Origin of the sequence: Rhizobium sp. P38BS-XIX (assembly GCF_012641435.1) — a bacterium.
GTDB lineage: Bacteria > Pseudomonadota > Alphaproteobacteria > Rhizobiales > Rhizobiaceae > Rhizobium.
This window is the reverse complement of record NZ_JABAIJ010000001.1, coordinates 1,032,267-1,046,826: the sequence shown is the minus strand read 5'-3', so window position 1 is coordinate 1,046,826 and position 14,560 is coordinate 1,032,267. Positions and strand designations below refer to the sequence as shown.

Below are 14,560 nucleotides of genomic sequence, written 5' to 3'. Positions count from 1 at the left end.
AAGGGACGCACAGGAGTGATCCGAGGCGAAAAGGTAACATTCCGCAAAAAGGATCTCGTGTCACTCGACCATCTGCCGTCTGCTCAGGTCGATGATCCGTTGATCGTGCATGTGCCCGAGCGCTCTCGCCGCAACCGTTCTCACGTCTGGCATGTCTGCCGCATGACGTTGGTTTTCTTTGCATTTCTGGCCATCATCTTCGGCGCGCTGATCGCGACGATCGAAAGCGGTATCTTCGATGAGCCGCTATCGCTGAAGGCGCAGGCCGCGCTCGATAAGGCGATTGGCCCACGATACAAGGCGGAGGTCGGCACGACCGTGGTCCGCTTCACATCCGGTTTGCGGCTTGCGCTCGAGGCGCATGACGTCAACGTGATCGATCAGGAGAGCGGCAAGCATCTTTCGACCATGTCCGCGGTCAATATGGAGCTTGATCCGCTGGCCCTCGTTGAAGGGCGGGTTGAGGTGGCGAGCGTGGCGGCCGAGGGAATCGCTCTCGATACGTCGCTGCTGCCGCAGGGGGATCCGGTTGATATTACGGCGTTGCGCGTGGATGCTCTTCCGAAAGCATTGACCGCCGCGTTTGACAACCTCGATTTCCTCGAGCGCTTCGTCCAGCGGGGTGGGACGAACTCAGTGCGCATTTCCGGGTTCTCCGTAAAGTTCGCGCGGCAGGATGCCGATCCGATTTCGCTGGTGGTCGATAATCTTACCTTCGAGCGTAGCGAGCCGAATTCGCTCCATCTTTATGGACAGATCGCCGTCAACGGTTCGGTTGCGGTCCTTGATATCAAGGCGGCACAACAGGAGGTTGGCCATACATCTTCGCTGGTCGCGAAAATTTCCAATCTCGACCTGAAGCCGCTGACCATGGCCTATGATCCGAACGGCACGCCACGTCAGGGTCTGATGAGCTTTGCGGATGTGACGTTGTCGGCCGTCAAGGCCAGTCCCGGGGTCGATCCGAAGCTGGAAGCCGCCATCGATGTGCTGCCTGGCGTGCTCTATATGGACCGCGATCCGCAGGATCTGTCGAAGGGCAGCGTCAATCTTGCCTATAACTTCGAGCATCAGACGCTCGAGATTGCGCCATCGAGCGCCCAGTTCGTGGGAACTATGGTGCCGTTTTCGGGAGCGCTGATCGATCTCGACCATGTCGATGCGAATGCCGGCAAGGGATTTGGCATCGATTTCCTGATCAAAAACGGCGTTGCCGCATCGTCGATCTCCGGCGAAAAGCCCGTCAGTTTCGACGGTCAGGCCACCGGGCGTTTTCTGGCATCCACCAAGGAATTTCAGTTCGATAAGATCGGCATATCGACACCGCAGGGCGCGCTTTTCGGCTCGCTGCATATCAAGCTTGGCGACAGCTCGCCGGAAATTAGTTTCGGCGCGCAGGCGGACAAGCTCGATACCACTGTCGTGAAGCAGATGTGGCCGTTCTGGATGGCATCAAAGCCAAGAGAATGGGTGGAGAAGAACCTCTTTGGCGGCTCGATCACGAATGCGGTCATATCGGTGTTCATTCCGGCCGGACGGCTGAGGGAGGCGTCGCAGACGGGCAAATTGCAGCTCGGCAAGAATGAGCTGCACATTGCCTTCGATGTCGATGGCGCGCGTCTCAACGTGCCGGGAGACATCCCGCCGTTGCGCGATACGAAGGCGCAGTTCGATCTGACCGGCCCGACTATGGGCGTGCAGATCGCGACCGCGACCTCGTATTTCCCGACGGGGCGCAAGGTGACGCTGAACGATAGCAGCTTCTCTATTCCGGCGACCTACGACAAGCCCCTGATGGCCGATCTCGACCTCGCAATTTCTGGCACCGGCGATTCCGTCGGCGAGTTGCTGAGCTATAAGCCGCTGGAGGTTCTCCAGCGTACGGAATTCAAGCCTGAGGATTTCAACGGCAAGATCGTTGCCAAGGTCGATGCCCGCATCGGCCTGATTGCCGACCAGAAGCCCCCGCCGCCGGATTGGCAGGCGAAGCTGGCGCTGACGAATGTCGACCTGCTGAAGCCGATGAACAATCGCAAGATCACCAACCTGACCGGGGAGATCGATGCCGATCCGCAATCGGTCAATTTGCAGGCTCAGGCGCAGATCGACGGAATTCCCGCGCAAATCGATATGGTGGAGCCGACCGACAGCAAGTCGACGGCCAAGCGCGCCCGCGTGATCACGGCGACGCTGACCGACACGCAGCGAAACGCCGTATTGCCCGGCCTGCGCGACATGATCGACGGGCCCGTCAAGGTCGAACTGACGCGCATCGATGACGATCGTCAGGGCGTGAAGGTCGATCTCGGCAAAGCAGCGCTCACGGTACCATGGATCGGTTGGTCGAAGGGAAGCGGCATACCGGCAAGCGCCCAATTCGAAGCCTCTGGTCCCGATAACCAGACAGCGCTCAAGAACTTCACGCTGAAAGGCGACGGCTTCGGGGTGAGCGGCGATCTGATGATCAGCAAGGGCGGTTTGTCGTCCGCGAACTTCGATAGCGTCAAGCTCTCGGCGCTCGACGATTTCGGACTGTCGCTCAAGCACAGCAAGTCAGGCGGCTATGATGTGGTGATTTCGGGCAATTCAGCCGACATTCGCCCTATTCTGGCGCGACTGAAAACATCATCTTCCGGCGGCAAGCAAAGCGGCGGGGATGGCGATGCGGCGAGCGCCACGGTTCGGGCCAATCTCGACAAGGTCATCGGCTTTAACGACGAGGCGATCGGCAATCTCAAGGGCGTCTATTCGATTTCGGGTGGCAAGACGACGGCGGTCGATTTCGCAGGCGTGACCCGCAGTGGCGAGGCTTTCGTCACCCAGATGAGCAAGGGCAGCAATGGCGTGATCCGCATCACCAGCGGCGACGCCGGTGCGGTCGCGCGCTTCACCGATCTCTACAAGCATCTGAAGGGCGGGCTGCTGAACCTCTCCCTGCGCTCGGTCGGCCAGGATGACTGGGACGGTTCGCTGGATCTTCGCAACTTCGCCATCATCGATGAAAAGAAGCTGTCCACGATCGTTTCGACACCGAGCGGCAAGAATGGAAAGAGCCTGAATGCGGCCGTGAAGCAGAATATCGACACGCGTTCCCAGAGCTTCGAACGAGGCTTTGCGCGCCTGGTGCTGCGCGATGGCGCTCTTTCAATCGAAAACGGCGTGGTGCGTGGCGTCCAGCTCGGCGCGACGTTCCAGGGGACGTTGAAGGATGCTAATGGCAAGATGGACATGACCGGGACCTTCATGCCGGCCTATGGCCTCAACCGGCTATTCGCCGAGGTTCCGATTGTCGGCTTCATTCTCGGCAATGGCAGCGACCGCGGTCTGATCGGCATCACGTTCCGGCTGACCGGCAGTTTCGAGAAGCCGAATATGCAAATCAACCCGCTGTCGATCATTGCGCCGGGTGTGTTCAGGCAGATATTCGAATTCTGATAGGGTCGGGCGGCGGCTCGATCTTTCATTTTTCGGCCGCCAGCTGCTGACGTATGCGGTCCGGCCCGCCACTCATGCGCCGGGCGAATGGTTGGTCGGGGGCGACGACGCGCCAGAATGGCGCAGAGCCGGTTTCGCTGATCCGGACCAGATGTCTTTGAACGGTGACAGGACAGCAGGCGTCGGCGCCGTATTGCTCGGCGAGCGCTTTCCTGATGTTCCCCAAATCGGACAGTTGACCCGGTGCGGCAGCCTGCAAGGCGCGCGCGACCATTTCCTCGCTCGGGATCAACATGCTCTGCGTCGAGCTTCGGCCCTTGGCCCTTGTTTTGATGACGGGCGTTTCATCCATAATCCACCTCCAGTGTTTCAGATACCGACAGAGGACGAACTCATGTGCTGTGAGCCGACACAGGAGTGAGAAAATTTGCTCAACGCTCAGCCGCAATCTGAGTAACCGCTGACCGGTGATGACGCTTTGGTGCGGATATGGCACGCTGCAAACATGAATCAGCACAAATCCAATTCCATGCGTTGGGCTACCGGTAACTGCCACGTCAATGGCGTCGACATTCATTACATCCGGACCGGTGGCGATCATCCTCCGCTTGTCGCACTGCATGGATTGCTGGGCAACGGCGCCTGTCTGGCGCCTTTGGCATGCTCGCTGGAAAACAGCTTCGATGTCGTTTTACCCGATGCGCGAGGTCATGGGAAATCCAGTGCCCCGAGCATCGGATACTCATATTCCGATCTGGCTGGCGACGTCGCCGGGCTCATGAAGGAATTGAAGCTGCGGGCTCCCATCCTGCTTGGCCACTCGATGGGCGGCATGACGGCGGCGGTCGTAGCTGCAAACCTCGGGCGGTCAATAGCCGGTCTCGTTCTTGTCGATCCCACTTTCATCAGTCCCGAATGGCAGCGAGAGGTTTTTGAGAGCGATATTGCTGGGGATCATCGGCGATCCCTGATGTCGGAAAGGGCTGAATTGCTTGCGCAGGCCCGTCTCAGGCATCCGACACGGTCGACTGAAGTTCGAGAATGCCTGGTCGATGCAAGGCTGCAGACCTGTATCTCCGCTTTCGAAGTACTGACACCGCCAAATCCAGATTATTGCGAGCTCGTCCAACATATCAGTGCTCCGATCCTTCTGGTCATCGGGGACAGGGGTGTTGTCTCGCTGGAGACGGCAAGCAAGCTGCAGGCACTCAATCCACTCCTTCGCTATGAAACGATCGCAGATGTTGGGCACGGCATTCCCTATGACAAGCCAGCACATTTGGGCGCAGCGATCCTGCCTTTTCTGCGTATGGTCTCCGAGAACTGGAGCCGTGCTGCGGCGGAAGATTGATCGATCGTCTTAATCGGCTCGTCGATCTCAAGCTGGCGTCATGAAAAAGGCCGGCGAGGGAGCGCCGGCCTTGGTTGGTTTTCTATGTCCAGCTACTCAAACGGCCGGGCGGATAAGGATGTGCTTCTTCTTGCCGAGCGACAGCTTGATGATGCCATCGGCGGTGACTTCACCGGTGCCGATGACCTTGCGCTCGTCGCTGACAGCTTCGTCATTGATGCGGACTGCGCCGCCCTGCACATGGCGGCGCGCCTCGCCGTTGGATGCAGCAAGACCGGCGCGGACGATCAGCGAGAGAAGGCCGATGCCGGCTTCGAGTTCGGCCGCAGGCACGTCGACTGTGGGCAGGTTTTCGGACAGGCCGCCTTCCTCGAAGGTCTTGCGAGCCGTCTCGGCCGCCAGCTCGGCGGCGGCGCGGCCGTGAAGGATAGCGGTGACTTCGGTCGCGAGGATCTTCTTGACCTCATTGATCTCGGAGCCGGCGAGCGCGGAGAGGCGTGCGATCTCATCCATCGGCAGCGTGGTGTAGAGCTTGAGGAAGCGCGAGACGTCGGCATCCTCGGTGTTGCGCCAGTACTGCCAGAAGTCATAGGCAGAGAGCAGGTCGGCGTTGAGCCAGACGGCTCCGGTGGCGGACTTGCCCATCTTGGCGCCGGATGCCGTGGTCAACAGCGGCGAGGTCAACGCGAAGAGCTGCTTCGTCCCCATGCGGTGACCAAGGTCGATGCCGTTGACGATGTTGCCCCACTGATCCGAACCACCCATCTGCAGACGGCAATCGTAGCGCTTGGAGAGCTCGACGAAATCGTAGGCCTGCAGGATCATGTAGTTGAATTCGAGGAACGACAGCGATTGCTCGCGGTCCAGGCGCGTCTTCACGCTGTCGAAGGACAGCATGCGGTTGACCGAGAAGTGGCGGCCCACATCACGCAGGAATTCGAGGTAATTCAGCGAACGCAGCCACTCGGCGTTGTTGATCATCAACGCGTCCTTCGGGCCTTCGCCGTAGGTCAGGTAGTTCGAGAAGCAGCGCTTGATCGAGGCGATATTGCCTTCGATCGTGTCGATCGTCATCAACTGGCGCGACTCCTCCTTGAAGGAGGGGTCGCCGACCATGCCGGTGCCGCCGCCCATCAGCGAAATTGCGCGGTGACCCGTGGCCTGCATCCAATGCAGCATCATGATCTGGATGAGCGACCCGGCATGCAAGCTCGAAGCCGTCGGGTCGAAGCCGATATAGGCTGTCACGGTTTCCTTGGCGAACAGATCGTCGAGGCCCGTTTCATCGGAAATCTGATGAATGAAGCCGCGCTCTTGAAGGGTGCGCAGGAAATCGGATTTGAACTCAGCCATGATTTTGGTCTCTCGAAGCCGCATCGATTGGCAATGCGGTGAATTCACTAAAGTTGAAGGGTGCGGGGGCGTTTAGCATTGATTTATCGGCGCGTCACCACTTTGGTGTCCGGCGCAGACCAGGTTTCGCGCTATAGGGGCGGGAAAGCGAGGTTTTGTGACAGCGTGCATCTCAATGTGACGACGCCGTAACATCGCCTTCGCGCCGCCGGGAATATGCCGCGCATTCGCCAAAATCAAATCCTAGTCATTTCTTGTTGATCCCTTGTGTGCCTCATGTTTCGCGAAAGAAACCGGTATGTCACCTCTGCTGTCGATGATGGGATTGTCGTCCAAAAAGACGATCTGGGCATTTTTTGCCGCGGTCTTTGTTCTGGCCGGTATCGCCGCCGTGAACCCGGCTAGAGCCCAAAACTCTCCTGAAAAGCGAATAGCCTTTGTCGTTGGCAATGCGGCTTACAAGGCGGGCGCCTTGCCGACGCCGGCCAATGATGCCGGCTTGATCGCGCAGACGCTGCAGGCAGCCGGCTTCGATGTGATCGGCGCACGCGATCTCGACCAGAACGGATTGCGCGACGCGATGCGCGACTTTCTGACGAAGGCGAATGCGTCGGGACCGAACACCGTCGTCTTCGTCTATCTCGCGGGCTATGGAGTGCAGTATCAGGGTGACAATTACTTCGTACCCGTCGATGCGCAGATCGCCAATGCCACCGATGTGCCGGTGGAAGCGTTGCGGATGACGGACTTCACCAAGTCGCTGGCGGCCATCAACAATCGCGGCAGCATTGTCGTTCTCGACGCCGCGCGGGCCAATCCGTTCGTGCGATCCAACGAGCCGCTGGCCGGCGGGCTGGCGCTGGTCGATCCGGACGCCAATCAGCTGATTGCCTTCAATGCCGCGCCCGGAACCGTCGCGCCGCAGGAGGCCGGTCCCTATGGCTCCTATGCCCATGCACTGGCGGAGATGATCCGTGTCGGCGGTCTGCCGCTCGACGATATCTTTGATCGAACCCGTCTGCGCGTTGGGGATCTCACGAAGGGAGCCGAAATCTCCTGGGATGCGTCTAAATTCAAGAATGCCTTCACCTTCTTCGATCGCGGTCCCGATGCGCCGGCGCCTCAGGTGGCGAGCTACGACAATGCGGCCATTCGCACGAAGGCCATTCGCGACTTCGATGAGCGTGATGCCTATTTCGCTGCGCTCGATCGTGACACGCTGAGTGGATACGAGGATTTCCTCGCCGCCTATCCGAACGATTCCATGGCAAAGCGCGTTCGAGCCATCATCGCCGCACGCAGGGAGGCGATTACGTGGCGCGAGACATGGCGGGCCGATTCGCCGGAGGCCTATTGGTCCTATCTGAGACGTTATCCACGTGGCCCGCATGTCTGGGATGCGCGCCGGCGCCTGGAACATTTCGAGGCTGCGCTTGAGCCGCCACCGTCGTTTACCGTCATCGAATACGATGTGCCGCCACCGCCGCCGCCTGAGATCGTCTATGTCGATCGTCCCGTTCTTTATTTTGACGATGCGGATTTCGGCTATGCACCGCCGCCGCCGGTTGTTTTCCTGGCGCCGCCGCCATCGGATTTCGTGGAACTCGCGCCGCCGCAGCCGTCCGTCGATCTTTACGTGTTGCCGGCGCCCGTTTACGTGCCGGTTGCCCGCTGGGTCGAGCCGCCACGGGACGTTGCGCCGCCGGAAAACGACATCATCTTCAACAACATCCACAATACCGTGGTGAACAACACTGTCGTCAACAATACGACGGTCAACAACACGACCGTCAACGATAATGGTGCAGCGCCCGCTGCTCCAGGATTGACCAGCGGGCAGAAGCTGGTTGGGGCGGCCGTTGTTGCCGGTGCGGGGGCTGCGGCGTTGCATGTCGCCTTGCCGCCCTCGGTTCAAAAGAAAGCTGCGGTGCTACAGAAGCAGAACCCTGCGGCAGCGGCCAAGGCTGCGCCCGGAACTGGCGCTGCGGTTGCACCTTCGGGTCAGCCACAGACAGGAAATGCCGTCGCTCACGTGTTGCCCGGCACCAATGGGCAGCCACTACCGGCAGACGGCAAGCTGCCCACAAACTCCGGCTCGGTGCAAGGCAAGCAGGCTCAATCGCCTCAGCCCACGCCCAATGCGGTTCACAATCCCGCTGTTGCGGTTCAACCTGCGCAGCAGGGGACGAATGCCAATGCCCATGCGCTTCCGGGTGCTGCCAATGGACAGCCTCTGCCGGCGGGAGCCAAGCTTCCAAACAATCCTGGCACAGCGCAAACAAAACAGGTTGAACCTGCCCAACAAGGCGCCAACACAAAGCTTCACGCGCTTCGCGGTTCCAAGACGCAGCTGCCGGCGCCTGCAGGCAATGCGCCTGTGGCAAAGACTCAAAATCAACCGGCGAAGACGCCGGCTGCTCAGGCTGGCAAGAATGCAAAACCGAATGTCGTGGCGACTGCACCGAACCCCGTGGTTCATAGCCAAGCGGCCAAGCCCGCGACGCCGGCCGTTGTTGCCAAGGCTCCGGTTCAGCCTAGGGTAACGAACAACGCCCGGCCGCAGATGAACAATCAGGCCCATGCCGCAGCACAGCCATCTCGTCAGGCCAATCCGGTGGTAGCGCAGCCTAAGCCAGTGCCGCATGTCGCTGTGCAGGCGAGGGCGCCGGCTCCAGAGGCGAAGGCTCAACCGAGGCCTCAGCCGCAAGCGCAGCCGAGACCCGTGCAACAACAGGCCAAAGCGCCTCCGGCTGCACAGAAACCTCCGGAAAAGAAGACCTGCGGCGTTCCGGGCCTGCCGCCGTGTCACTGAGCGGCGATGTGAAGCAATAATAGGACCTGCTTCGGCGGGTCCCGGCATTTCGGGTCGCCGATTGGTTGCCTTGTTGAAATGATCCCATAGGTTTAGCAGACACAGATCGGGCGGTGCCAGTTGGCGCCGCCGCATCGATTGTAGGGCTACAACTCCGTCATGAAAGCAGGCAGGCAGATGAGCGACACCATGATACTCGAAACTCCGCGCCTTGTTCTTACGATGTGGGGCAAGAGTGACGCGGAGCTGATTCGGCAGCTACATTCGACGATCGACACGACGCGCTATCTCTCGGGTGCTGCGCCATGGACGCAGGAGAAAGCCGAGGAGAGGCTGAAAAGCTGGTTCGACGAGCAGGCGCGCGATGGCGTGACGAAATACAAAATGCTCAAAAGAGACGACGGTCGCTTCATCGGACGTGCCGGATTTTCTCGCTTCCACGATGAGGATGGACGCGGCGAATTCGAACTTGGCTATTCGATTCGGAAGGATGCCTGGGGCAATGGCTATGCGACCGAAATTGCCGGGGCGCTGGCTCAATGGTTTTTCGCTCGCGGTGTGGGCCGGCGATTCATTGCCTTTACCCATCCAGAAAATGCCGCGTCACAGCGCGTTCTACGCAAGATCGGCATGAAAGATCACCCGTCGATGACAATCGACGGGATCACGTGTCCAACTTTTAGTATGTCTCGGTAACGGCCGCTTGTCTCAGCGGATGCGCTTGGCTGCCGGCTCCGGCACCAATTCGCCGTTGAGGCGCCGATCGAGATAATCCTCGCATTCGCCGAGCAGCGTTTCGACCTGGCCGTTGAAGAAGTGGTTGGCGGCCGGCACGACCTTGTGCGTGATCAGGATGCCCTTCTGGGTCTTCAGCTTCTCGACGAGGCCGTTGACGTCCTTTTCCGGAGCAACCTTGTCAGCGTCGCCGTTGATGATCAGGCCGGACGACGGGCAGGGCGCCAGGAAGGAGAAGTCATAGATGTTCGGCTGCGGTGCGATCGACATGAAGCCTTCGATTTCCGGGCGGCGCATCAAAAGCTGCATGCCGATCCAGGCGCCGAAGGAATAGCCGGCAACCCAACAGCTCTTGGAATCCGGATGAAGGCTCTGCACCCAGTCAAGCGCCGATGCCGCGTCGGAAAGCTCGCCGGCGCCGTGGTCGAATTCGCCCTGGCTGCGGCCGATGCCGCGAAAGTTGAAGCGGAGCGTTGTAAACCCGCGCTTCTGGAACATATAGAAGAGCTGGTAGACGACCTGATTGTTCATCGTGCCGCCGAACTGCGGATGGGGATGAAGAATGATCGCGATCGGGGCGCTCTTCTCCTTGGAGGGTTGATAGCGGCCTTCAAGGCGACCAGCGGGGCCGTTGAAAATTACTTCAGGCATCGATACTCCGGCTCTTCTTTTTCTGCGTTCAAACCTAAAGGCACGCAGCAAGTTGACTTGACGAATGCGCTCATCTTTTCTAGAACGCAGTTTAGAACAATTCGAAACTTGATGCGGTGTTCCGCGCGTTGTTTGCGCAACGGTTTGTGGAACGTGTCATAAGGCATGCTAGGCTGAAATTTCAAGGAAAATGAGCCGGCCGCAGCAAAGCAAAGTCGCGCAGGAAGAAGATTATGGCTGCAACACGCCTTTATCTCGATTGGAATGCTACCGCACCGCTCCATCCGGCGGTTCGCGAAGCAATGCTGCGCTCGATGGATATTCAAGGCAACCCCAATTCCGTTCATGGCGAAGGTAGGGCAGCCCGCGCGGCTGTCGAGGCCGCGCGCCGGCAGGTCGCAAGTCTGACGGGCACGGAACCGGCTCATGTCGTCTTTACCAGCGGCGCCACAGAGGCAGCCAATATGGTGCTGACGCCGGAATTTCGCATGGGGCGCACGCCGCTTGTCGTCAGCCGTCTTTATATATCCGCCGTCGAGCATCCTGCCGTGCGTGAAGGCGGCCGGTTTGCCAAGGACGATATCAGCGAAATACCAGTGACCTCGGATGGCACCGTCGATCTTGCTGCGCTGGAGGAGATGCTGTCGGTCCATGACAAGGCGAGCGGCCTGCCCATGGTCGCGATCATGCTCGCCAACAATGAGACCGGAATTGTGCAGCCTGTCGCAGAGGCGGCAAAGCTCGTTCAAGCCGTGGGCGGTCTCCTCGTCGTGGATGCAGTTCAGGCAGCCGGCCGCATTCCTCTCGACATCAATGCCATCGGCGCGGATTTCGTGATCGTGTCGTCGCACAAGATCGGCGGCCCCAAAGGCGTCGGCGCGCTGGTCTCTCGCGGTGAGGTGCTTATGCCGAAGCCGTTGATCCATGGCGGCGGCCAGGAGAAGGGCCATCGTTCGGGCACGGAAAATACCCTTGCCATTATCGGCTTCGGTGCGGCAGCCGCCGCAGCGCTCGACGAGTTCGAAGGCCGCAATGCCGCGATCGCTCGATTGCGGGATCGGCTTGAGGAAGGCATGCGGCAGAGTGCGCCGGATGTCATCATTCATGGAGAGCAGGGTCTCCGCGTTCCGAACACCAGCTTCTTCACGCTTCCGGGGCTGAAATCGGAAACCGGGCAGATTGCGTTCGATCTCGAAGGTGTCGCCATATCGGCCGGATCTGCCTGTTCGTCGGGCAAGGTCGGGGAAAGCCATGTGCTTGTGGCGATGGGATGCGATCCCAAGCTCGGGGCGCTGCGCATATCTCTGGGGCCGACGACAACGGATGCCGATATCGATCGCGCAATCGCCGCGTTTGCCCGGATTGCGGGAAGACGCAAGCTGGCGGGGGCGGCGGCCTGACGGCCACAATTTTGCGGAAACCGAAATTTCCGCTTGCCAAGCGGGATGAAAAGTCCCTTTTGGCCGACTACATAGGGGGCAGACATAAGTCTGCCGCAACGTTGACAAGCTGCCGGACCTTGGATCCGGCGAGATTGGAGAACGAAATGCCTGCAGTCCAGGAAACGGTCGATCAGGTTCGCCAGATCGACGTGGACCAGTATAAGTATGGTTTCGAAACCACGATCGAGGTGGAAAAGGCTCCCAAGGGCCTTTCCGAAGACATCATCCGATTCATCTCCGCCAAGAAGCAGGAGCCGGACTGGATGCTGGAATGGCGCCTTGAGGCCTATCGGCGCTGGCTGACGCTTGAGGAGCCGGTATGGGCTCGCGTCGACTACCCGAAGATCGACTTCAACGACATTCACTATTACGCCGCGCCAAAGAAGTTCGCCGGACCGAAGTCGCTCGACGAAGTCGACCCGGAGCTGCTGAAGACCTACGAGAAACTCGGTATTCCGCTGCGCGAACAGGAAATCCTCGCCGGCGTTGAGAAGCCGAAGATCGCCGTCGATGCGGTGTTCGATTCCGTTTCGGTCGTGACCACTTTCAAGGAAGAGCTGAAGAAGGCCGGCGTGATCTTCATGTCGATCTCGGAAGCCATCCGCGAGCATCCGGAGTTGGTGCGCAAGTATCTCGGTTCTGTCGTGCCGACCTCCGACAATTTCTATGCGACGCTGAATTCGGCCGTCTTCACCGATGGTTCGTTTGTCTTCGTGCCGAAGGGCGTTCGTTGCCCGATGGAGCTGTCGACCTACTTCCGCATCAACGAGAAGAACACCGGCCAGTTCGAGCGCACGCTGATCATCGCCGAGGAAGGTGCTTACGTCTCCTATCTCGAGGGCTGCACGGCGCCGCAGCGCGACGAAAATCAGCTTCACGCTGCCGTCGTCGAGCTGGTTGCGCTCGATGACGCCGAAATCAAGTATTCGACGGTGCAGAACTGGTATCCGGGCGACAAGCAAGGCAAGGGCGGCATCTACAACTTCGTCACCAAGCGTGGCGATTGCCGCGGCGCTCGCTCCAAGATCTCCTGGACGCAGGTCGAGACCGGTTCCGCGATCACCTGGAAGTACCCGTCTTGCATCCTGCGCGGCGATGACAGCCGTGGCGAGTTCTACTCGATCGCGGTTTCGAACGGCCATCAGCAGGTCGACAGCGGCACGAAGATGATCCATCTCGGCAAGAACACGTCGAGCCGCATCGTCTCGAAGGGTATCGCTGCCGGCGTTTCGCAGAACACCTATCGCGGTCAGGTTTCGGCTCACCGCAAGGCGTCGAATGCGCGCAATTTCACGCAGTGCGACTCGTTGCTCATCGGCGACAAGTGCGGCGCGCACACCGTGCCCTACATCGAAGCCAAGAACTCGACGGCGCAGTTCGAACATGAGGCCACGACGTCGAAGATCTCCGAGGATCAGCTGTTCTATTGCCTGCAGCGTGGCATCCCCACCGAAGCGGCTATCGCGCTGATCGTCAACGGCTTCGTCAAGGAAGTGCTGCAGGAACTGCCGATGGAATTTGCCGTCGAAGCACAGAAGCTGATCGGCATCTCGCTCGAAGGCAGTGTTGGGTGATGACGAATGCGGACACTGTCACGCTCTTTCGCCCTGTTGGACTGGAAGAACTTAAGCTGATCGAGGAGAGTGGCTGGAAATCGTTCCCGCCACGCCTGCCGGATCAACCGATTTTCTACCCGGTCACCAATGAAGAGTATGCCGCGCAGATTGCGAGAGACTGGAATACGAAGGTCGGCTCGCGGCGCGGATATGTGACACGCTTCGATGTAAATACCGACTATGTGTCCCGCTTTGAGCGAAAGATCGTTGGCGGACGCGAGCATCAAGAGCTTTGGGTGCCGGCAGAGGAACTCGCTGAATTCAATCGCAATATCGTTGGTGCGATTGTCGTGACGCAGAGTTTTGAACCGGCTGAATAACGGTAAATCTATATAGGAAAGTCACCGTTGGTTCGATCGCCGATCACCAGGGTGGGACGAAGGAAACGAATATGCTTGAGATCAAGAACCTGCATGCCCGCATCGCCGAAGACGGCACCGAGATCATTCGCGGCCTGAACCTGACGGTGAAGGCAGGCGAAGTCGCCGCCATCATGGGCCCGAATGGCTCCGGCAAGTCGACGCTCTCCTACATCCTCTCCGGCCGCGAAGATTACGAAGTCACCGAGGGTGACATCATCTATAACGGCGAGAGCATTCTCGAGCTCGACGCTGCCGAGCGCGCCGCCAAGGGTATCTTCCTCGCCTTCCAATATCCGGTCGAAATTCCGGGTGTCGCCACGATGCAGTTCCTCAAGGTTGCCCTTAATGAACAGCGCAAGGCGCGCGGCGAAGAAGAGCTGACGACGCCGGATTTCATCCGCCGCGTCAAGGATGCTGCCGCCAAGCTGCAGATCAACATGGACATGCTGAAGCGTCCGCTGAACGTCGGCTTCTCCGGCGGTGAAAAGAAGCGTGCCGAAATCCTGCAGATGGCGCTGCTCGAGCCGAAGCTTTGCGTCCTCGACGAAACCGACTCCGGTCTCGACATCGACGCGCTGAAGATCGTTGCCGATGGCGTCAATGCCCTGCGCTCTCCGGATCGCGCCGTGATCGTTATCACCCACTACCAGCGCCTGCTCGACTACATCGTTCCGGACACCGTCCACGTCCTCTACAAGGGCCAGGTGATCAAGTCCGGCGACAAGACGCTGGCGCACGAACTCGAAGCCAACGGCTATGCCGACATCATCGGTGCTGCAGCCTGATCGAGGCGGAAAGGACAC

The 14,560-nt window shown here is 59.5% G+C and carries 11 protein-coding genes; 8 read left to right on the top strand and 3 right to left on the bottom strand.

The window, feature by feature from the left end; genetic code table 11:
- Nucleotides 1–15 precede the first annotated feature (15 nt).
- Entirely contained in the window at nt 16–3,435 is a 3,420-nt protein-coding gene (locus tag HGP17_RS05100; RefSeq protein ID WP_168806493.1) for an AsmA-like C-terminal region-containing protein, read from the top strand.
- A gap of 25 nt (nt 3,436–3,460) precedes the next feature.
- On the opposite strand, the gene HGP17_RS05095 is transcribed toward HGP17_RS05100, so the two are convergent.
- Nucleotides 3,461–3,787, bottom strand: a complete 327-nt coding sequence (locus tag HGP17_RS05095) for a hypothetical protein (RefSeq protein WP_168806491.1) — start codon at nt 3,785–3,787, stop codon at nt 3,461–3,463.
- Nucleotides 3,788–3,940: 153 nt separating this feature from the next.
- Here HGP17_RS05095 and HGP17_RS05090 point away from each other — a divergent pair, with 153 nt between their 5' ends.
- Entirely contained in the window at nt 3,941–4,786 is an 846-nt protein-coding gene (locus tag HGP17_RS05090; RefSeq protein WP_246703953.1) for an alpha/beta hydrolase, read from the top strand.
- Between the two features lie 96 nt (nt 4,787–4,882).
- On the opposite strand, the gene tyrS is transcribed toward HGP17_RS05090, so the two are convergent.
- Nucleotides 4,883–6,139 (bottom strand): tyrosine--tRNA ligase, encoded by a 1,257-nt coding sequence (gene tyrS / locus HGP17_RS05085; RefSeq protein WP_168806490.1) that lies wholly within the window; start codon nt 6,137–6,139, stop codon nt 4,883–4,885.
- A gap of 298 nt (nt 6,140–6,437) precedes the next feature.
- On the opposite strand from tyrS, the gene HGP17_RS05080 reads away from it, so the two are divergent.
- Nucleotides 6,438–8,951, top strand: a complete 2,514-nt coding sequence (locus HGP17_RS05080; RefSeq protein ID WP_168806488.1) for a caspase domain-containing protein — start codon at nt 6,438–6,440, stop codon at nt 8,949–8,951.
- A gap of 177 nt (nt 8,952–9,128) precedes the next feature.
- On the top strand, nt 9,129–9,647 hold the full coding sequence (locus tag HGP17_RS05075; RefSeq protein ID WP_168806486.1) for a GNAT family N-acetyltransferase: 519 nt from the start codon (nt 9,129–9,131) through the stop codon (nt 9,645–9,647).
- 12 nt (nt 9,648–9,659) lie between these two features.
- Here the strand turns inward: HGP17_RS05075 and HGP17_RS05070 are convergent, their stop codons facing one another.
- The gene (locus HGP17_RS05070) at nt 9,660–10,337 is read right to left on the bottom strand and encodes an alpha/beta hydrolase (RefSeq protein WP_168806484.1); all 678 of its coding nucleotides are present in this window, start codon (nt 10,335–10,337) and stop codon (nt 9,660–9,662) included.
- A gap of 233 nt (nt 10,338–10,570) precedes the next feature.
- Between HGP17_RS05070 and HGP17_RS05065 the strand changes: the two genes are divergently transcribed.
- From HGP17_RS05065 to sufC, 4 genes are all read left to right on the top strand, one after another.
- Nucleotides 10,571–11,737, top strand: a complete 1,167-nt coding sequence (locus HGP17_RS05065) for a cysteine desulfurase family protein (RefSeq protein ID WP_168806482.1) — start codon at nt 10,571–10,573, stop codon at nt 11,735–11,737.
- 146 nt (nt 11,738–11,883) lie between these two features.
- Nucleotides 11,884–13,353 carry a Fe-S cluster assembly protein SufB gene (gene sufB, locus HGP17_RS05060; RefSeq protein WP_168806480.1) on the top strand — a complete coding sequence of 490 codons (1,470 nt, stop codon included), beginning with the start codon at nt 11,884–11,886 and terminating at the stop codon, nt 13,351–13,353.
- Nucleotides 13,353–13,715, top strand: coding sequence for a hypothetical protein (locus HGP17_RS05055; RefSeq protein WP_168806478.1), 363 nt, complete (start codon nt 13,353–13,355; stop codon nt 13,713–13,715). The genes sufB and HGP17_RS05055 overlap by 1 nt, the downstream gene beginning before the upstream one ends.
- Nucleotides 13,716–13,786: 71 nt before the next feature.
- Nucleotides 13,787–14,542 carry a Fe-S cluster assembly ATPase SufC gene (sufC, locus tag HGP17_RS05050; protein ID WP_168806476.1) on the top strand — a complete coding sequence of 252 codons (756 nt, stop codon included), beginning with the start codon at nt 13,787–13,789 and terminating at the stop codon, nt 14,540–14,542.
- The last annotated feature ends 18 nt before the right edge of the window (nt 14,543–14,560 follow it).

Coding starts and splice junctions, on each gene's coding strand:
- HGP17_RS05095 (WP_168806491.1), bottom strand. CDS start 3,787: ATGGATGAAACGCCCGTCATCAAAACAAGGGCCAAGGGCCGAAGCTCG.
- HGP17_RS05090 (WP_246703953.1), top strand. CDS start 3,941: ATGAATCAGCACAAATCCAATTCCATGCGTTGGGCTACCGGTAACTGC.
- tyrS (WP_168806490.1), bottom strand. CDS start 6,139: ATGGCTGAGTTCAAATCCGATTTCCTGCGCACCCTTCAAGAGCGCGGC.
- HGP17_RS05080 (WP_168806488.1), top strand. CDS start 6,438: ATGTCACCTCTGCTGTCGATGATGGGATTGTCGTCCAAAAAGACGATC.
- HGP17_RS05075 (WP_168806486.1), top strand. CDS start 9,129: ATGAGCGACACCATGATACTCGAAACTCCGCGCCTTGTTCTTACGATG.
- HGP17_RS05070 (WP_168806484.1), bottom strand. CDS start 10,337: ATGCCTGAAGTAATTTTCAACGGCCCCGCTGGTCGCCTTGAAGGCCGC.
- HGP17_RS05065 (WP_168806482.1), top strand. CDS start 10,571: ATGGCTGCAACACGCCTTTATCTCGATTGGAATGCTACCGCACCGCTC.
- sufB (WP_168806480.1), top strand. CDS start 11,884: ATGCCTGCAGTCCAGGAAACGGTCGATCAGGTTCGCCAGATCGACGTG.
- HGP17_RS05055 (WP_168806478.1), top strand. CDS start 13,353: ATGACGAATGCGGACACTGTCACGCTCTTTCGCCCTGTTGGACTGGAA.
- sufC (WP_168806476.1), top strand. CDS start 13,787: ATGCTTGAGATCAAGAACCTGCATGCCCGCATCGCCGAAGACGGCACC.